The sequence below is a fragment of the Streptomyces xanthochromogenes genome (assembly GCF_014650455.1).
Taxonomy (GTDB): domain Bacteria; phylum Actinomycetota; class Actinomycetes; order Streptomycetales; family Streptomycetaceae; genus Streptomyces; species Streptomyces xanthochromogenes.
Map to the genome: position 1 here is coordinate 452,277 of NZ_BMUZ01000004.1, position 17,334 is coordinate 469,610.

Here is a 17,334-nt window from a genome sequence, read left to right on the forward strand (position 1 = left end):
GGAACGCACTTCCGACTACCACGGGTGGCGGCGGGGAAACATCGAACCGCCCCGCGGAAGGCACCCCGGTCCGCCGGGGCGCCTTCTTGGCCGGGTCAGTTCCCGAGCACGTCGAGGAAGGCCTCGCAGAACGCCTTCAGGTCGTCGGGCTTGCGGCTGGTGATCAGGGTGTTGGGGCCGCCGGTGCACACCTTCACCTGCTCGTCGACCCAGGTGCCGCCCGCGTTGGTGATGTCGGTGCGCAGGCTCGGCCAGGACGTCAGGGTGCGGCCGCGCAGCACATCGGCCTCCACCAGCGTCCAGGGTGCGTGGCAGATGGCCGCGACGGGCTTGCCCTGCTCGAAGAAGCCCTTGGCGAACGCGACCGCGTCCTCGTCGACGCGCAGCGCGTCCGGGTTCGCGACGCCGCCGGGGAGGACCAGCGCGTCGTAGTCGCCGGGTCCGGTGTCACCGACGGTCCGGTCCACCGGGAAGGTGTCGCCCTTGTCCAGGTGGTTGTAGGCCTGTACGCGACCGGATTCGGTGGAGACCAGTTCCGGAGTGTGGCCGGCGTCGGCCACGGCCTTCCAGGGTTCGGTCAGCTCGACCTGCTCGATGCCTTCCGTCGCCACGAGGAATGCCACCTTCATGTTGCCGCTCCCTTCTCGGTGCACCGCGCGGATCGCGATGTGGGTTCATGACTTCGTGCGGTACTGGAAAGGGCCGGGGCCCGCATCGGCGGTGTGGACAGCGCCGATGGGCCGTCGCGGCGGGACGGTGCCCGCAGAGGGGACGGCGTGGGCGCCCGGCCCAGTACCGGTCGCTTCGCCCGTACCCCTGACCAGCGCACCCACACCCCTCTACCGCTACCCGAGCCGGGCCGCCCCCGCCAGTGGACCGCCGCCCCGCCCCGCACCCGCGGGCCTCCGGGCCGTGCTCGGAGTGACGGGTGTGAGTGCCGGTGCGCGGCGCGGAATCCGTGGGGCCCGCGATGTTTCCCGGCCCGTTCCGCGGCCACCCGGTCAGGGATCGCGCCCACCCCTCCCGAGGAGTCTCCGATGACGGAATACGGCTACTTCCTGTCCAGCGAGGAGCACGGCCCCGCCGAGTTGGTGGAGCAGGCGAGGATGGCGGAGCAGGCCGGATTCACGGCGCTGTGGATCTCCGACCACTACCACCCGTGGAACGGCGACCAGGGGCAGTCCCCGTTCGTCTGGTCGGTGATCGGCGCGCTGTCCCAGGCGGTCTCGCTGCCGGTGGAGACCGCGGTGACGTGTCCCATCCTGCGCACCCATCCCGCCGTGATCGCCCAGGCCGCGGCCACCAGCGCCGTACAGCTCGGCGGGCGGTTCCGCCTGGGCATCGGCAGCGGCGAGGCACTCAACGAGCACATCCTGGGCGATCCGTGGCCCGAGGCCCCGGTCCGCCTGGAGATGCTGGAGGAGGCCGTCCGGGTGATGCGCCAGCTCTTCACCGGGGAGCAGATCAGCCATCACGGCAAGCACTACACGGTGGAGAACGCCCGCCTCTACACGGTCCCCGACGAGCCCGTGCCCATCGACGTCTCCGCCTTCGGCCCGCAAGCCGCGGAGGTGGCGGGCAGGATCGGCGACGGCTTCATCACGATGGCTCCCGACTCCTCGTCGATCGAGCGCTTCCGGCGCAGCGGCGGTGGCACCAAGCCGGTGTACGCCGGGCTGAAGGTCTGCTGGAACGTGGACGAGGAAGAGGCGGTCGCCACCGCACACCGGCTGTGGGCCAATGAGCAACTGCCCGGTGAACTTCCGCAGATCCTGCCCACCCCGCGCCACTTCGAGCAGGCCTCGGAACTGGTCACGCCCGACCGGGTCCGCGAGAACGTCACGTGCGGGCCGGATCCGGACGCCCATGTGGCAGCGGTCAAGGAGTACGTGGACGCGGGCTTCGACACGGTTTACATCAACCAGATCGGCAAGGACCAGCAGGGCTTCTTCGACTTCTACCGCACCAAGGTGCTGCCCCAACTCGGCTGACGAGCCGCGCGACAGGGGGCGTCACCCTCAACCGCCCGATGCCGGGCGGGACTTGAACCACCCGGCATCTCCGGAACGTCGCGTGCCGTCCTGCCAAGCGCTGTCGCGTCAGTCCGTGCGCTCCAGCTGTGCGAAGACGCTGGTGTCCAGGTGTGAGAGCAGTTCGGCGGGGTCGCCGTACACGGCCTGGGCCCCGGCGTCTTCGAGGTCCGCGCGGGCGATGCCGCCGGTGAGCAGGGCGACGGCGCGTACGTCCGCCGAGCGGGCCGCCTTCATGTCCCACACCGTGTCCCCCACGAACACCGCGTCCGAGGGTTCGGCCCCGGCCAGTTCGAGGGCCCGGTGCACCGGGTCGGGGGCGGGTTTCCCCTCGCTGACGTCGTCGGCGCTGGCCACGCCCTCGATGACGTCGTCCGCGTCGATGGCCCGGCGCAGCGCCTTCAGCTCCGGGCCGCCCGCAGAGGTGGCGAGCACGATGCGCCAGCCCCTCGATGCCAGCTCGCGCAGCAGATCGCGGGCGCCGTCGAGCGGGGGCAGACGCTCGAAGTAGGCGCCGTACAGGGCGGTGTGCGCGGCGGCGAGTTTCTCGTCCTCGTCCCGGTCGCGGTCCTCGCCGAGCAGGTGCTCGACGAGGTCGTCCGAGCCGAGCCCGATGGCCCGGTGGATGTCGTGCATCGTCACGTCGTGCCCCGACTGGCGGAAGGCCTCCCACCAGGTGACGACGTGCAGATGGTTGGTGTCGACGAGGGTGCCGTCGACGTCGAACAGGGCCGCACGTGTCATGCGTTCACGCCTTTCGTTCCGCCATTGCCGAAGTTGCCGCTTCGTTCCGCCGCCGCGGAACCCGCCACCGGGGGCTCCGCCCCACTGTCGATCATGCCGCCGTTCGTGGCCCACAACACCTCGTGGCGCGGGCGGCTGATCACGCCGCGAGTCGACGGCGTGCGGTCGCCCGGTCGTACGGGACCTCCGCCTCCCCGTGCGGCGCGGTTTCGGCGGGCGGCAGGTCGGGCACCGCGACCAGGTGCCGCCCGGGTGGCTCGGCGGCCGGTTCGTTCCCGCCGAGGACGAGCTCCTCGTACCGCCCGAGGGCGAGTACGGCGACCAGCATCAGGTTGGGCAGCAGAACGGCTACGAGGACCACGACGACTCCTTGCGGGGATGACCGTGCCTGCGGGGTCGGGTTGCCGCGCCGGCGCAGCCGAAACCTGCCGCGCCGCGGGAGTCCCGCCCGCCGCCCGGTCGCCCCCTCCGACGGCGGCGACCGCGTGGGCGCCACCGCATCGGGTACCCGGGATGCCGACGGCCGGGTGAAGGCGGAGGTTTCGGTTGGAGCGGTTCGGCAAAGGGTGACATATGGTGCAAATCGGCTACACGATGATGACCGAGCAGGCGAACCCCCGCTCCCTCGTGGAGGGCGTCGTCGCGGCCGAGCGGGCCGGCTTCGACTTCTCCGTCACGTCCGACCACTACTTCCCGTGGCTGGAGTCCCAGGGCCACGCCCCCTACGCGTGGAGCGTGCTGGGCGCGGCGGCTCAGGCCACCAGCCGGATTCCGCTGATGACCTATGTGACGTGTCCGACCGTCCGGTACCACCCGGCCGTCGTGGCACAGAAGGCGGCGACGATGCAGTCGCTGTCCCAGGGGCGCTTCCGGCTCGGCCTCGGCTCCGGCGAGAACCTCAACGAGCATGTGACAGGCGGCGGTTGGCCCACCGCCAAGGTACGCCTCGACATGCTGGAGGAGGCCGTCGAGATCATCCGCGCGCTGTTCTCGGGCGAGACGGTCAACCACCAGGGCGCCTACTTCGACGTCGCCGACGCCCGCCTGTGGGACCTGCCGGACGAGCTGCCCCCGATCGGCATCGCCGTCTCGGGCGAGCGGTCCTGCTCCCTGGCCGGGCGGCTCGCGGACCTCGTCATCGCCACCGAGCCCAAGAAGGAACTGATCGACGCCTTCGACCGGCACGGCGGCCAGGGCAAGCCCCGCGTAGGGCAGTTGCCCGTCTGCTACGACCCCGACCGGGACGCGGCGATCGCCCGGGCGCACGACCAGTTCCGCTGGGCGTTCGCGGGCTGGCCGGTCAACTCGGAACTGCCGGGCCCCTCCGGCTTCGAGGGCGCCACCAGCTTCGTCACCCCGCAGGACGTGGCGGAGGGCATTCCGTGCGGCGACGACGTCGACCACTTCGTCGAGGCCGTACGCCCCTATGCCGAAGCCGGGTTCACGGAGATCGCGCTCGTCCAGGTCGGCGGCGGGCACCAACTCCCCTTCATCGACTGGGCCGAGAGGGAGCTGCTGCCGGCTCTGCGCGAACTGTGAACCGCCGCGAACCCCGGACCGACGGCCGTGTCGAGGAGACCGGCACGGCCCCACTGCCTCATGGCCCTGGACTGCTCCGGCCCCGAGGCGCCAGCCGCGTTCTACACCGACTCGGCGGGCCACCCCTTCTGCCTCTGCCGGACCTGACCCCGCGGGCACGACCGGCCCGAGGACGCCCGCCACGCGCCGGGCCATCGCCGCGGCACTCACCCACCGAACGACAACCACGGAGAACAGCGTGAACGACTCAGCTTCCTCGACCTCCCCCGCGGCCGACTCCCCCGACCTGGTGCACGTCATGCTCGGCGAGTGTTCGGCCGCCGACGCGGACGCGGTCTTCGACGTGCTCGCCACCCACTTCGACTCGGATCGCGACAATGACGTGCCCGGCCGTCGCGAGGGGCCCAGGCCCGCCACCTGGACCGGCAGCTTCCGTGCCGATCACGCGCCGTCCGACGTCACCGGGGTGATCCTCGCCGGCCCGGTCACCGCCGACCTCCAGGGCGGCCCGGTGGCGGTGGACCGGCTCCGTCACACCCTGGCCGCGGCCTTCTCGGTGGAGACGGCGGGCAGCGCGGCGGGCGACCAGGAGGTCGATCTCCAGCTCCGCCTGTCGAACGGCTAGCGGGCCCGTCGGACGGCCCGGAGGAGATTGGCCGTGCGCAACCGGTCCCTTGTGACCGGCACGGAACTACTCTGGTCAGTAGGAGCTGGAACCCTTCTGCCAGATCGGAGGACATCATGATCGTCCTCGGAATCATCCTGCTCGTCGTCGGCTTCGTGGCCGGCATCTCCATCCTGTGGACCATCGGCATCATTCTGCTGGTCATCGGAGCCATCCTGTGGCTCCTCGGATCCGTCGGCCACGCGGTCGGCGGGCGGCGACACTACTGGTAGACGGCGGCCGGGCGGGCGCGCTCCACGGAGTGCCGCGCCCGGCCCGGTCTGTCGTACGAGCACTTCCCGGGCCGTGCCCGTGACGGGCGCGGCCCGGGAAGTACGCCTCGGGAAAGCCGAGGACGGCCTAGAGGCCGATGACGATCAAAGCCGTGTCGTCGGTTGCTCCCCCGGCCGGGACCAGATCCCCGAGGACCGCGTCCGCGAGGGCTTCGGGGTCGGCTCCGTGGTGGCTCGCGAGTGAGTCCGCGAGTCGGCGAAGACCGGTGTCGATGTCCTCGTGCCTGCGCTCGACGAGTCCGTCCGTGTAGAGGACGAGCACGGCGCCTTCGGTGAAGGCCGTCGTCGTCTCCGGGCGGGCGACGTGTTCGGGGCGGGCGCCCAGCGGCGGATCCGTCGCGGCGTCCAGGAACTGCACGCTGCCGTCCTCGTGCAGCAGCGCCGCGGGCAGATGTCCGGCACTGCTGTAGGTGACGGTGTTTCCGTTCCAGTCGACGACGGCCAGGAAAGCGGTGGCCGACTCGGCACCCGTCACCGACCGGGCGTACAGGCCGAGCACCTCCAGGGCCTGTGCGGGGCCTTCGGCCACTCTCGACGCCGCGCTCAGGGCGCTGCGGAGCTGGCCCATCACGCCGGCCGCGGCGAGGCCGTGACCGACGACGTCACCGACCGCCACCGCGAGCCGGCCACCGGAGAGCTCGGCCAGGTCGTACCAGTCACCGCACACGTTGAGCGCGCTGACGGCCGGCAGGTAGCGCACGGCGGCGCGGCGGTCCCCGAGCGGCCCGGGCACGGGCAGCATCGCGGCCTGGAGGGACAGGGCCACTTCGTGTTCCCGCGCGTGCGCTCGCCGCAGCTGCTCGTTGAGTTCCTGGAGCTCACTGGCCCGGCTGTAGAGCTCGGCCTCCAGGACCCGGGCGCGGCTCTCGTCCCCGGCCGCGGCGCTCCGGTCCCGGGCGCGGATGAGCTCGGTGACCTCCTCGACCCGGTGCAGCAGCAGGACCACCTTGCCGTTCCGGTCGAACACGGGCGTGTTGACCGGGCTCCAGTACCGCTCCTCCCACACACCGGGCCGGGCCGGGTCCTCCACGTCGTAGCGCTGGAGGGCCATGGCGTCCCGCTCCCCGGTGGCGGCCACCCTGCGCAGCGACGCCTCCAGGTTGCGCATCCCGCTGGCGTCCGGGTCGCCGGGATTTTCGGGGAAGGCGTCGAAGAGATAGCGGCCGACGAGGTCCTCGCGGCGGCGTCCGGTCGTGCCGAGGAACACCTCGTTGACGTCTGCGTACACGAGGTCGGTGGTGAGCAGCGCCACCGGGGCGGGCAGCGCCCGGAAGACCGCCTCGAAGTCGATGCCGGACCCGTTCACAGATGCACCTGCCCGCGTGACGCCTCTTCGATCTTGTGTTCTTCACGATAGGCGGCATCGGCGGTACGGGCCTGCCGGACGGGCCGTACGCCGGAGGGCGACCGGATGCGCAGGGCATCCGGTCGCCCTCGGGGTCAGCGGGCGGGCAGGGTCAGAGGACCGGCACCGGGTAGGTCGGGTACTCGACCCCCGAGACGTGCTGGACGACCCGGATGACCTGGCAGGAGTAGCCGAACTCGTTGTCGTACCAGAGGTAGAGGATCGCGTTGTCGCCGTCGACCTTGGTCGGGCCCGCGTCGATGATCGAGGCGTGGCGCGAGCCGATGAAGTCGCTGGAGACCGCGTCGGGCGCCGTGGTGAAGTCGATCTGGCGCCGCAGCGGCGAGGTCAGCGAGACGTCGCGGAGGTGGTCGAGGACCTCTTCGCGGGTGGTCTCGCGCCCGAGCCGCAGGCTGAGGATGGCGATCGAGACGTCCGGCACCGGCACCCGGATCGAGCTGCCGGTGATCGGCGCCTTCAGGTCCGGCAGCGCCTTGGCCACGGCGGAGGCGGCACCGGTCTCGGTGATGACCATGTTCAGCGGCGCGGAGCGGCCGCGGCGGTCCGAGCTGTGGTAATTGTCCAGCAGGTTCTGGTCGTTGGTGAACGAGTGGACGGTCTCCACGTGACCGCGCAGCACGCCGTACTCATCCGCCATCGCCTTCAGCGGCGGCACGATCGCGTTGGTGGTGCAGGACGCGCAGGACAGGATCTGCTCGTCCGGCTTGATCGTGTCGTGGTTGACGCCGTGCACGATGTTGGGCACGTCGCCCTTGCCGGGCGCGGTCAGGACGACCTTGTCGACACCGGGACGCAGGTGCTTGGAGAGGCCCTCGCGGTCGCGCCACTTGCCGGTGTTGTCGATGAGGATGGCGTTCTTGATCCCGTACGCCGTGTAGTCGACCTCCGACGGGTCGCCCGCGTAGATCACCTTGATCTCGTTGCCGTTGGCGATGATCGTGCTGTTCGCCTCGTCGACGGTGATCGTGCCCTGGAACTGGCCGTGGATGGAGTCACGGCGCAGCAGGGACGCGCGCTTGACGATGTCCTGCTCGCCGCCCTGGCGGACCACGATGGCCCGCAGGCGCAGCCCGTTGCCCGAGCCCGCCTTCTCGATGAGCAGTCGTGCGACGAGCCGCCCGATACGGCCGAAGCCGTAGAGGACGACGTCGCGCGGCTCACGGCACTCGATCTTGTTCTCACCGGTGGCGCCGATGACGGCGCCCGCGGTGAACTCCGCGACCGACAGACCGTGGTCGTCCGCCTTGTACATCGCGGCGAGCATGCCGATGTCGATCTGCGAGGGGCCCAGATCGAGGGTGGTCAGAGCCTGCAGGAAGGGCAGCGTCTCGGTGACCGAGAGCTCCTCGCCGGCTATCTGGCGGGCGAATCGGTGGGTCTTCAGAAGACTGACCACCGACTTGTTCACCAAGGAGCGGCTGTGCAGCAGGACCGTGACGTCCCGCTCGCGGTGCAGCTTCCCGATGATGGGGATCATCGACTCCGCGATCTCCTCGCGGTTCTTCCAGTTGGTGAACGAGTCGTCATTGACAGTCACAGGTTCATCTTTCGAGCTAGGCGGCGCTCATATGCTAACCCCCTCCGATTTTGATCGTTCAAGTGGTGCCCGCCGCCTGCCCGCCGTCCTGCCGCCGCCTCAGCCGACGGACCAGCGCTGCAGTGCCGAGCCCGTGTCCGGCTGCTGGGTGACGAGCGCCCCGTCGGCCGCGGACGCGGTGGTCAGCAGCAGCCCGCTGGACTGGGACCGGACGGTGTAGCCGCCACCGGAGGCCGCCGTGACGACCCAGTGCTGGTTGGCTCCGCCGGTGCAGGTCCACTGGATGACCTTGGCGCCGGCCGCCCCGGAGCTGCCGGACACGTCGGCGCACAGTTTCGACTCGCCGTTCGCGATCTGGTAGCTGCCGTCGGACTGCCGGGTGAACGTCCAGCTCTGATTGGGGCCGCTGTTCGGGCTCCAGGTGATGAGCTGGGTGCCCGGGGTCGTCGAGTGGCCGGGGTTGTCGAGGGCCTTGCCCGAGGCCGCCAGGGTGTGGCTGCCGTCGAGCGGGCCGCCCGGAGCCGAGCCGGTGGGGGTCAGGGTGAGCGTCTGCTCGGCCGCGCTGCGGGCGCCGCCGACCGCGCTGCCCGTGCTGTCGGTCCAGCTGCGGGTGGGGGTGGTCTCGGCGGAGCGGCCGGAGGCCGAGGACATCCCGAGGACCAGACCGCTGTAGCGGTTGACCAGACGGTAGGAGCCGGTGGCGGTCACGGGGACGATGAACCACTGCTGGCCGACCGTGGGCCCGCCCGTCCCGGCGGCGGCGACCGTCGGCTTGGCACCCCAGGCACGCCCGGCCTTCGAGGTGGCCGGCACGCCGAGGAGCTGTCCGGTGGAGGCGTTGGCGATGCGGTACGAGCCGTCGCCGTTCGCGGTGAACACCCAGGATTCCAGGGCCGATCCGGTGGGCGATGCACCCGAGGTGGTGGCCGCGCTCCCGGCGCTCTGGGCGAGGGCACGGCCGTCGCCGTTGGCGATCCGGTAGGCCCGGGTCACGTCCACCGGGGGCGCGGCGGGCGCCGAGGAACCGATCGTGACGTCCACGTACTCGCCGTCGGAGCCGCCCTGGCAGTCGATGGAGCAGTAGGAGCGGAAGGTCTTGCCGACGACGGTGGAGTTGGTGCGGTTCGCGCCGTCGAGGAACCAGCGGTACCACGAGTTGTTGGTGTAGCCGCCGGTGTCGCCGATCAGGCGCCACTGCTGGCTCGCCAGGTCGTCGGTGGCGTAGAAGCGCTGCGGAGCCGTCCCGTTGACGGCCTCGGGCTCGCCGATGTAGAGACCGAGATAGGCGTTGTAGGTGATGTTCATGACGAACAGCGGTGATTTGGATGGGAGTTGACCCGCCGCGATCTGCTGACTCACGGTGCCGGCGTTGGCGGGGCTGTAGTCGCCCGCAACGGGCGTGTACCCGCTGCCACTTGAGCCGTCCACGGGCACCATGTTGCTCTCCAGGCCGCCCACACCCGGCTGCGACCAGTGGCCGTCGTACCACTTCTGCCAGGAGCCCCTGGCCATCTTGGAGGAGATCGGCGCCCGTGCCACATGGGCGAGGCTGTCCTCCCAGTTGCCGCCCTTCGCGACGATCCGCGAGCCGTAGTAGACGTAGAAGTAGCCGGACGCGGGGTCGACGAACAGGCGCTGGTCGCCGTCGCCGTAGGAGTACGTCTCGTGTGGGAACTGCGCCGTGTCACCGCGTTTGGTGCTGTACGGCGAGGTGATGGCGTGGTCCTTGACGGTCCAGGTGCGGCCCTGGTCCTTGGACACCGCGTAGTCGATCGCGTCGAAGTGGATGCCGTCACCGAAGGGCGCCGGGGTGAACTCGTTGTGCACCAGCCCGTACCAGTCACCGGTGTCCGGGTCGACCCACATCCCGGACAGATCGCAGTAGTTCTTCTGCGAGTACCCCGCGTTGCCGACGGCGTACGTGGCCTCGACGCCGGTCGGGCTGTTGTTGCAGCGCCACGTGGTGTCGTTGTTCTTGTCGTTGGGGTTGGCCGGGTTCACCGCGTCGCTGATGGCGCTCGACCGGGTGGCGCTGTCCATGTCGGCGCCGGTGAAGAAGTCCCAGTACCGGGGGTCCTTCGCGCCGTACAGGGCGGCCGACTGCTGGAAGTAGAAGGTGCCGTCCTTGTCGACGTACGGCGAGGCGGGGGTGTCCGTCGGGTGCGTGTACGGCACCGGCGTTCCGACACCGATCGTGTACGTGGCGGCGGGGACGGCGACCGCCGCGGGGGGCGACACGGCGGCGGCCAGTGCCAGAGCCGCGGCGCCCACGGCCGCGGCGACTGCTCTGAAGGTGGGGGAGGACACGGGCACTCCTTCGGGTGGAGCCCACGGGTGTGGGGGCGTGCACGGCGCTCGTCGGCACCCGGCCGACCGCGTGGTGGGCAGTCTGTGCACCCCGCGAGGCACCGTCCACGGACAACCGTCGGCCGGGCTTGGACTTTTGTGCCGTCCTCCGAGGACTGCCGCCGCGGAGCTGCCGCGCCGGGCCGGGCCGGTATCCCTCCGTGCGGTCGCGCATATGCCAGACGCATACCCGCACGACAGGGGTGGGAATGCGCCATCGAAAACTGACTCGGAGCCAATGAATAAGCGCGCCGCGGCACCCTTCCCCAATGGGCACGGAAGCAGATATTCCGGACGGTGAGTTTCGATATGCCTAAAGGATGAGTAAGGTGTGGGTCGCTGTCGGTGAACCTGCGTGACCGCTCAGGCTCCGGCGGAATTCAGCATGGCTGGAATTCGTAGGGCGCAGGGTGTGGTCTGCGGGGACGGGGAGAGGATCGTGGCTGCCGGCTCGTTCGAGGGACACTACGTGTGGCATCCGGCGGCCGACGATCGCGAGCTGGCGCGGGCGTGCACGGACGTGCGCGCCGGACGATACCTGGGTGCGCACAACGTCCTCCAAGAGGCGCGCGGCAACTGGGAGTTGAGGGCCCATCGCTCCCTGGTGCTCGCGTCGGAGGCGGCCGACTCCGACCTCGCGGAACGCTGGATGGCGGAGGAACCCGGCCCGGAGGCGGCCCTGTTGGGGGCGCGGGTGGCGATGATCCGCGCGCTGCGGATGGCGGACGCGGGCGACTCGCGGGCCGACGCCCTCCTGCGCATAGCACAGGCGGCCTGCGTGCGGGCGGCCCGACTGCTGCCCACCGATCCCACCCCGTGGGTGGCCCAACTCGCCCTGGCCCGTATCGATGGGCCCCGCGACCCCGCCCCCCGGGGGCTCCTGACCGCGCCCGCCGGCCCCTGGCAGATGTTCTCGCACGTGCTGCGGCTCGACCCCTGGCACCGCGAGGCCCACCACCGCTTTCTGGCCTGCTTCTTCACCCGGTACGGCGGTTCGGCGAGCGCGCGGTGGGACGTCGCCTCCTTCCTCAGCCACCGGGCACCCGCGACCTCCGCGCTGCGGCTGCTTCCGCTGGTCGCGCTCGTCGAGGACTACGATCCGAAGGCACTGCTCGCGGATCACACCTGGCAGCAGCCGCAATGGGCCACGACCACCCTCGGCATTTACCACAACTGGTTTCCCCAGGCGGCGAGTTACCCCTTCACACCGGTCCTCGATCTCGCCTATCTGGCGCACGCCCTGTTCATGGCGAAGCGCGAATTCGAAGCACGGGAAGTCCTCACGGCCATGGGCCCCTACGCCTCGCGCATGCCCTGGAGCGTGTTCGGCGATCCCGGGGAACAGCTGACCAGGGCCCGGCGCTCCTGCGGCCTCCCGACCCCCGCACCGGCCTGACCACCACCGGGCGACAACGGCCCGGCCGCGAGACCCACGCGTCTTTTCATCCCCGAGGAAAGGTTGCCACTGTGTCCGAGCAGAAGTCCCGCACCCGCCCACCCGGCCAAGCCAGAGAAACATCCGTGGCACTGGACGACGACGCCACTCTGCATGCGATGGGATATCCGCGGAAACTTACCCGGAGATTCCATGCCTTCGACAATTTCGCCATATCCTTCACCATCATCAACATAATCTCCGGAATTTTCTCCGCATTCGGTTTCGGAATGGGTGCCGGTGGCCCCCGGATTCTTGTCTTCGGCTGGATCGGCGTCTCCGTCATGGTGCTGTTCGTGGGCGCCGCGATGGGTGAAATCGCCTCCGCCTACCCCACCAGCGGCGCCCTGTACTTCTCCGCGGGGAAGCTCGCCAAGCGACACCGCGGCGCCTGGTCCTGGTACACGGGATGGCTCAACTTCGTCGGCCAGGTCGGCGGCACGGCCGCGACCAACTACGCCGCCGCCACCTTCATCCAGGCGTTCATCACCATGCAGTGGCCCTCCTACGAGGGCACGCCGCAGGAGACCGTCGGCATCGCCACGGCGATCCTGTTGCTCCAGGCGCTCGCCAACACCTACACCGTGCAACTGGTCGCCGTGGTGAACCGGATCTCCGTGTGGTGGCTCCTGATCGGCATGGTGGTGATCGTCGTCGCGCTCACCGTGAAGCCCGCCTCGCACCAGCCGGTCTCGTTCGCGACGCACTTCGTCAACAGCACCGGCTTCGACAACGGCCTGTACGCCGCGATGCTCGGACTGCTCGTCACGAGCTGGACGTTCACCGGCTTCGACGGCAGTTTCCACATGTCCGAGGAGACGGTCCAGGCCACCGTCAACACGCCCAAGGGCATCATGCGCGCGATCATCTACTCGGCCCTCGCCGGGCTCGTCCTGATGCTCGCCCTGGTGTACGCGATCCGGGACTACGCGGCCGAGATCGGCGCGGCCGCGCCCCCCGTGCAGATCCTCGTCGACGCGCTCGGCATGGGCACCGCCAAGCTGCTCCTGCTGATCGTGATCGGTGCCATGCTCTTCTGCGGCCTGGCCAACATGACCAGCAACACCCGCCAGATCTTCGCCTTCTCGCGCGACGGCGCGATGCCCGGCTCGCGCTGGTGGCACTCGGTCTCGCTGCGCACCCGTACGCCCGTGAAGGCCGTGTGGCTCGCCGCGGCCTGTGCGCTCGTGCTGATCATTCCGGGCTGGTGGTCGCACACCGCCTTCACCGCCATCGTCAGCGTCAACGTGGTGGGCCTGTACCTGGCGTACGGCGTGCCCATCTTCCTGCGGCTGCGGCTGAACGACTTCCAGCCCGGCCCGTGGAACCTGGGCCGCTGGGGCAGGCCGGTCGCGGCGATCGCCGTGATCTGGATCGTGCTCAGCAGCGTGCTGTTCATGCTGCCGCAGGTCTCCCCCATCACCGTCGACTCGTTCAACTACGCGCCGATCGCGCTGGGCGTGGTGCTGCTCATCGCCACCGTCTGGTGGTTCGCGACCGCTCGGCGCCGCTTCCAGGGGCCGGTCAGCTACGGCAGCCCCGACGAGGTGGCCGCGATGGACCTCATCTGACGCCTTGCAACCCGCCCGCAACCCCGGGCATGGTGAGCTGAGGCTGCCTGACCGTGCGGCACGGCCCGTCCTGGGCCGCCGCGCGGACAGGAGGAGCGAGGGAGAGATGACGCCCGCTGACCGCCCGGACCCGGCCGGACCTCGGACGGCCGAAGTCGGTGAGGCCGCCGGCCCCGTTGAACCCGTCGGACCCGTTGAACTCACGCCCACGGCAGGCGAGTTGCTGCGGAAGCTGCACGCGGCCCACGGCCCTCTGATGTTCCATCAGTCGGGCGGCTGCTGCGACGGCAGCGCTCCCATGTGCTACCCGGCGGGTGAGTTCCGCACCGGCGGTTCCGACGTTCTGCTGGCGTCCCTCGCGGTGGCCGGCGTCGAGGAGCCCGTGCCGTTCTGGATGTCGACGAGTCAGTACGAGCTGTGGCGGCACACCCGGCTGATCGTCGACGTGGTGGAGGGCCGCGGCAGCGGGTTCTCCCTGGAAGCGCCGGAGGGGGTGCGGTTCCTCATCCGGTCGCGCCTGATCTGAACCCGCCGCCGCCCGCTCGTCAGCCCCGGTCGCGCACGGCCACGATGCCGTTGAACACGCCGATGTAGGCGGTGCCGTCCGGCCCGATGGTGATCGGGGCCCAGTTGTTGTCGTAGGCGGGGCCGGTGCCGGTGAGCTTCTTCCAGCGAACGGCTCCGGTCCGGAAGTCGACGGCGGTCAGGTACCAGGCGTCGATGCCGAGCGCGTTGGGCTCCTTCTCGTAGAAGTACACGAGCCCGTTGGCGGTGGACAGCTTCGGCACCACGGAGGGCGAGCGGACCGCGCTCTGCCACACCGTGTCGCAGCCGCTGCCGTCCGCGCGCACGTCGATCCGGGTGGCACCGCCGACGACGCTGCGGCCGAAGGTGAGCGAAGTCAGGTTCTCGTAGCCGTAGTTGTTCTCCACCACGAGGCTGTTGCCCCAGCTGATGAGGGAGTTGTCGGTGGTCGACCGCCCGGAGCCGAAGACGGGAATCCGGCACACCTCGCGCTGCCCGTCCGGCACGTCGTTGCCACGCCGGTAGACGACGACGTTCATCCGGTCGTCGGCGTTGTCGGTGATCGCCGCATAGCCGTCGCCGAACAGATCGGGTGTGGTGCCCGAACCCTGGTTCACGGAGCCGGGCTTGGTGCCGGTCCCCCGGTCATAGGTCTGGCGCCACTGCACGACGGGGGTGCCGTCGGCGGCGGCCCGGAAGCTGTAGAGGGCGTGGTCGGAGACGATGGACACGCCGTCCTCGGCCACCGAGAAGGAGTTCTGGATCTCCTCGCCGGCCAGCCGGACGGAGCGGACGGCCCCGGTGGCCGGGTCGACCGTGCCGACGCGGCCGAGCCGGGTCACCCACCAGATGCGCCCCTGCCAGTCGGGCATCACGGACGTCACCGGGTCGCAGGTGCCGGTGGGGAAGAGGTTGGTCCAGCTGACGCAGTCGTGCGGCACCACGCCGCCGAGATCCCAGTCGTCGTCGACCGCGAAGGCCCAACTGCCGTCCGCCGCCTGGCTGTGGGCGATCCGAAGGATGTGGTGGCGGGAGTCGGCGAGGACCACCCGGTCCTGGTTGTCGAGGTAGAAGTAGGCGCCGCCCGAGGTGTCCTTGAAGATCTTCTCGAAGTCGAGCCGGGTGATGGCCTCGACGGTGGAGGAGCGCTGCGGCAGCTGGTACTCGGCGAGGGTGGCCAGGCTGTGCGGGTCCAGGAGCTTCAGCTTGAAGCCCTGGAAGGTGCCGCAGACGGTGAGGAGCCGGCCCGCCGCGTCGAAGGTGGCGGTCGCGCACTCGCCGCCCAGCGGTGCGATCTGCTCGCTGGTGACCTGGGGGTCGCGGCCGAGCGGCCCGGAGTAGGGGTGGGTCCCGCTCCCCCAGGAGTCGCCGTGCATCCCGTTGCGGCCGTTGGCCGCCATGAACGGGTTCTGGGCGGGGGCCGGGGCGGGGACCGGCTGCGCGGTCGCGGGGGCGCCCTCGTACGGGCTGACCAGGCGGTGTCCGGGCGCCTTCGGTATCTCGGCGGCCAGGGCCCCGGCCGGGCCCACGAGGGTGCTCGCGCAGAAGGCGAGCGTCAGGGCCAGTGCGCGGGCGAGCGCTCTGCGGGACATGCGGCTCCTTGGGGTGCGTACCTACGACGGTCGTCGCGCCGCCACCGGACGTTAGGGGCCGCCGCGTGAAGTGTCCATGGAAGGTGAGGCTGTTTCATGTTTGCTTCACGTGTACGCAACACGACTTCGCCGAGGCCCAGTTGAGCCTTCACCCGGCGAGCCGGCGCTCCAATGGGGTGCGGAAGCTCGGTTTGATCCGCACGTCGGCGAAGAACGCGGCGATCCGGGCCGCCTCGCCGTCGATCGCGGCGCGGGCCTCGCGTCCCACCCCGTCCGTCGTCAGGAGTTCCGTGACGATTTCGCCGTCACCGCGCTGAGCCCACCCGCCCACGATGCGCCCGTCGCACCACACGCTGGGCCCGATGTTGCCGTTGGTGTCGAAGAGTTCGGACTTGTGGTCGACGTCGAAGTACCAGTCGCGCTCGCGCCAGCCCATCGGCGTGGGGTCGAGCGCGGGGAGCAGCGCCACCCAGGGTTCGGACTCGGCGGGCGCTTCGAGGTGGGCGGGCAGCGCATGGCCGGGTCCGGAGTCGAGGTCCACCTCCACCGCCTCCGAACGGGCCAGCGCCTTGCGGGTGTCGGTGAGGGTCCAGCCCGTCCACCACTTGACGTCCTCGGTGGTGCACGGGCCGAAGGCCGCCAGGTACCGGGCGGCCAGGTGGGCCTTCGCCTCGTCCAGGGGCAGTTCGGGGTGCGGCTCGGCGGGGATCCAGCGGTACTGACTGGAGGCCCAGGTACCCAGCGGGCGGCCGCGCCGGATGCGGCCCTCGGCGGCCATCACCCCGAGGAAGCGGCTGGTGATGCGGGGCCGGGCCTCGTACGGCTTGCCCTCGGACTGCACGATCTGCGCCTTCAGGTCCGGTACCGCATCGGACAGTTGTGCCGCCGTCGCCTCCCCGCGTCCGGCCAGCGCGGCCAGGACCGCCGTCTCGGTCTCGGCGAACCAGCGGTCGTCGAAGCCGAGTTGCTCCTGGATGACCTTCGCGAGGTTGCGGCGCTCGCGCGCGGCCACGGCGCGCGCGGTCGAGGCGTCCACGACGGGGGCGAGCTCGCGCGGCACCACGAACATGGTGCGCCGCATGCAGAGCATCCGCACCAGCGTGTGGTCCTCGTACAGCGCGCGTTCCAGGTCCGCCACGGACGGTTCCTTCAGGCGCGCGGCGACGGACAGGTACACCGACGCGGGGTCGGTGGCGTGCAGCGCGAGCACCGCATCGGCGACCGCCTCCGGGGCGCTCGCGCGGGCGGCCGGCGCGAGCAGGTGGCGGGCGCCGACGCGAGCACGCCGCTGCTCGTCGGTGATCTTCGGGCGGACCTGGGTCATGGCTTGAGGCTACCGACCACACCCGCCGTCGCGTTGAGCCCGTCCTGGATGGTGGCCGCCATGCTGGTACCGGCGAGGAAGAAGCCGAGCAGGGCGCAGACCACTGCGTGCGAGAGCTTGAGCCCGCCGCTCCTCAGGAAGATCACCGCGAGGACCACGAGCAGCAGGACCACCGAGATCGAAACAGCCATGACGAGCCTCCTCCGCCGCGCCGGATTCGCGGCATTCGGGCGACAGTGTGGCGGAGGGGAAGCCACCGACCGGCTCAAGACGTGTCCGCCGTACGGGTGTTGACTGCCTGTGACCCCGCCTGCCCGGCGTGGGCGTGCCGACGGAAGGCGCCCCGGCCCGCGGGTCCACCGGCGTTG

At 70.6% G+C, this 17,334-nt stretch carries 16 protein-coding genes; 7 read left to right on the plus strand and 9 right to left on the minus strand.

Going from position 1 to position 17,334, the window contains the following annotated elements:
• Positions 1–95: 95 nt before the first annotated feature.
• Entirely contained in the window at positions 96–629 is a 534-nt protein-coding gene (locus IE267_RS13030) for a type 1 glutamine amidotransferase domain-containing protein (RefSeq protein WP_167162151.1), read from the minus strand.
• A gap of 408 nt (positions 630–1,037) precedes the next feature.
• Between IE267_RS13030 and IE267_RS13035 the strand changes: the two genes are divergently transcribed.
• A complete protein-coding gene (locus IE267_RS13035; protein WP_189763292.1) occupies positions 1,038–1,991 on the plus strand; it encodes an LLM class F420-dependent oxidoreductase in 954 nt (317 codons plus the stop codon).
• A 108-nt stretch (positions 1,992–2,099) separates the two neighbouring features.
• Here the strand turns inward: IE267_RS13035 and IE267_RS13040 are convergent, their stop codons facing one another.
• Positions 2,100–2,774 carry an HAD family hydrolase gene (locus tag IE267_RS13040; protein ID WP_167162155.1) on the minus strand — a complete coding sequence of 225 codons (675 nt, stop codon included), beginning with the start codon at positions 2,772–2,774 and terminating at the stop codon, positions 2,100–2,102.
• Positions 2,775–2,913: 139 nt separating this feature from the next.
• Complete coding sequence (locus IE267_RS13045) at positions 2,914–3,135, minus strand: hypothetical protein (protein WP_189763293.1); 222 nt, start codon at positions 3,133–3,135, stop codon at positions 2,914–2,916.
• A 212-nt stretch (positions 3,136–3,347) separates the two neighbouring features.
• On the opposite strand from IE267_RS13045, the gene IE267_RS13050 reads away from it, so the two are divergent.
• The 3 genes from IE267_RS13050 to IE267_RS13060 all read left to right on the plus strand — a co-directional run bounded on the left by IE267_RS13050 (position 3,348) and on the right by IE267_RS13060 (position 5,210).
• The gene (locus tag IE267_RS13050) at positions 3,348–4,313 is read left to right on the plus strand and encodes an LLM class F420-dependent oxidoreductase (protein WP_167162159.1); all 966 of its coding nucleotides are present in this window, start codon (positions 3,348–3,350) and stop codon (positions 4,311–4,313) included.
• A 238-nt stretch (positions 4,314–4,551) separates the two neighbouring features.
• Positions 4,552–4,938, plus strand: a complete 387-nt coding sequence (locus IE267_RS13055) for a hypothetical protein (RefSeq protein ID WP_229861085.1) — start codon at positions 4,552–4,554, stop codon at positions 4,936–4,938.
• A 116-nt stretch (positions 4,939–5,054) separates the two neighbouring features.
• Positions 5,055–5,210 (plus strand): DUF6131 family protein, encoded by a 156-nt coding sequence (locus IE267_RS13060; RefSeq protein WP_167162163.1) that lies wholly within the window; start codon positions 5,055–5,057, stop codon positions 5,208–5,210.
• A 127-nt stretch (positions 5,211–5,337) separates the two neighbouring features.
• Here IE267_RS13060 and IE267_RS13065 read toward each other — a convergent pair whose 3' ends face one another.
• The 3 genes from IE267_RS13065 to IE267_RS13075 all read right to left on the minus strand — a co-directional run bounded on the left by IE267_RS13065 (position 5,338) and on the right by IE267_RS13075 (position 10,480).
• Entirely contained in the window at positions 5,338–6,576 is a 1,239-nt protein-coding gene (locus tag IE267_RS13065) for a PP2C family protein-serine/threonine phosphatase (RefSeq protein WP_189763294.1), read from the minus strand.
• Between the two features lie 151 nt (positions 6,577–6,727).
• Positions 6,728–8,173: a glyceraldehyde-3-phosphate dehydrogenase gene (locus IE267_RS13070; RefSeq protein ID WP_161245425.1), complete on the minus strand. Its 1,446-nt coding sequence runs from the start codon at positions 8,171–8,173 to the stop codon at positions 6,728–6,730.
• A 99-nt stretch (positions 8,174–8,272) separates the two neighbouring features.
• Positions 8,273–10,480 carry an RICIN domain-containing protein gene (locus IE267_RS13075; RefSeq protein ID WP_189763295.1) on the minus strand — a complete coding sequence of 736 codons (2,208 nt, stop codon included), beginning with the start codon at positions 10,478–10,480 and terminating at the stop codon, positions 8,273–8,275.
• Positions 10,481–10,958: 478 nt separating this feature from the next.
• On the opposite strand from IE267_RS13075, the gene IE267_RS13080 reads away from it, so the two are divergent.
• The 3 genes from IE267_RS13080 to IE267_RS13090 all read left to right on the plus strand — a co-directional run bounded on the left by IE267_RS13080 (position 10,959) and on the right by IE267_RS13090 (position 14,051).
• Positions 10,959–11,915 (plus strand): hypothetical protein, encoded by a 957-nt coding sequence (locus IE267_RS13080; RefSeq protein WP_189763296.1) that lies wholly within the window; start codon positions 10,959–10,961, stop codon positions 11,913–11,915.
• A 158-nt stretch (positions 11,916–12,073) separates the two neighbouring features.
• Entirely contained in the window at positions 12,074–13,525 is a 1,452-nt protein-coding gene (locus tag IE267_RS13085; RefSeq protein ID WP_167162433.1) for an amino acid permease, read from the plus strand.
• A gap of 106 nt (positions 13,526–13,631) precedes the next feature.
• Positions 13,632–14,051 (plus strand): DUF779 domain-containing protein, encoded by a 420-nt coding sequence (locus tag IE267_RS13090; protein ID WP_189763297.1) that lies wholly within the window; start codon positions 13,632–13,634, stop codon positions 14,049–14,051.
• A gap of 19 nt (positions 14,052–14,070) precedes the next feature.
• Here the strand turns inward: IE267_RS13090 and IE267_RS13095 are convergent, their stop codons facing one another.
• From IE267_RS13095 to IE267_RS13105, 3 genes are all read right to left on the minus strand, one after another.
• Complete coding sequence (locus IE267_RS13095) at positions 14,071–15,642, minus strand: hypothetical protein (RefSeq protein WP_189763298.1); 1,572 nt, start codon at positions 15,640–15,642, stop codon at positions 14,071–14,073.
• A gap of 148 nt (positions 15,643–15,790) precedes the next feature.
• Entirely contained in the window at positions 15,791–16,966 is a 1,176-nt protein-coding gene (locus IE267_RS13100; RefSeq protein ID WP_189763299.1) for a winged helix DNA-binding domain-containing protein, read from the minus strand.
• Entirely contained in the window at positions 16,963–17,157 is a 195-nt protein-coding gene (locus IE267_RS13105; RefSeq protein ID WP_100576307.1) for a hypothetical protein, read from the minus strand. Before IE267_RS13105 ends, IE267_RS13100 begins: the two co-directional genes overlap by 4 nt.
• Positions 17,158–17,334 lie beyond the last annotated feature (177 nt).

Bases quoted from the DNA above. Each gene is read 5' to 3' on its own strand.
- IE267_RS13105 (WP_100576307.1), bottom strand. From the start codon at position 17,157: ATGGCTGTTTCGATCTCGGTGGTCCTGCTGCTCGTGGTCCTCGCGGTG.
- IE267_RS13050 (WP_167162159.1), top strand. From the start codon at position 3,348: ATGGTGCAAATCGGCTACACGATGATGACCGAGCAGGCGAACCCCCGC.
- IE267_RS13035 (WP_189763292.1), top strand. From the start codon at position 1,038: ATGACGGAATACGGCTACTTCCTGTCCAGCGAGGAGCACGGCCCCGCC.
- IE267_RS13095 (WP_189763298.1), bottom strand. From the start codon at position 15,642: ATGTCCCGCAGAGCGCTCGCCCGCGCACTGGCCCTGACGCTCGCCTTC.
- IE267_RS13090 (WP_189763297.1), top strand. From the start codon at position 13,632: ATGACGCCCGCTGACCGCCCGGACCCGGCCGGACCTCGGACGGCCGAA.
- IE267_RS13085 (WP_167162433.1), top strand. From the start codon at position 12,074: ATGGGATATCCGCGGAAACTTACCCGGAGATTCCATGCCTTCGACAAT.
- IE267_RS13040 (WP_167162155.1), bottom strand. From the start codon at position 2,774: ATGACACGTGCGGCCCTGTTCGACGTCGACGGCACCCTCGTCGACACC.
- IE267_RS13100 (WP_189763299.1), bottom strand. From the start codon at position 16,966: ATGACCCAGGTCCGCCCGAAGATCACCGACGAGCAGCGGCGTGCTCGC.
- IE267_RS13030 (WP_167162151.1), bottom strand. From the start codon at position 629: ATGAAGGTGGCATTCCTCGTGGCGACGGAAGGCATCGAGCAGGTCGAG.
- IE267_RS13060 (WP_167162163.1), top strand. From the start codon at position 5,055: ATGATCGTCCTCGGAATCATCCTGCTCGTCGTCGGCTTCGTGGCCGGC.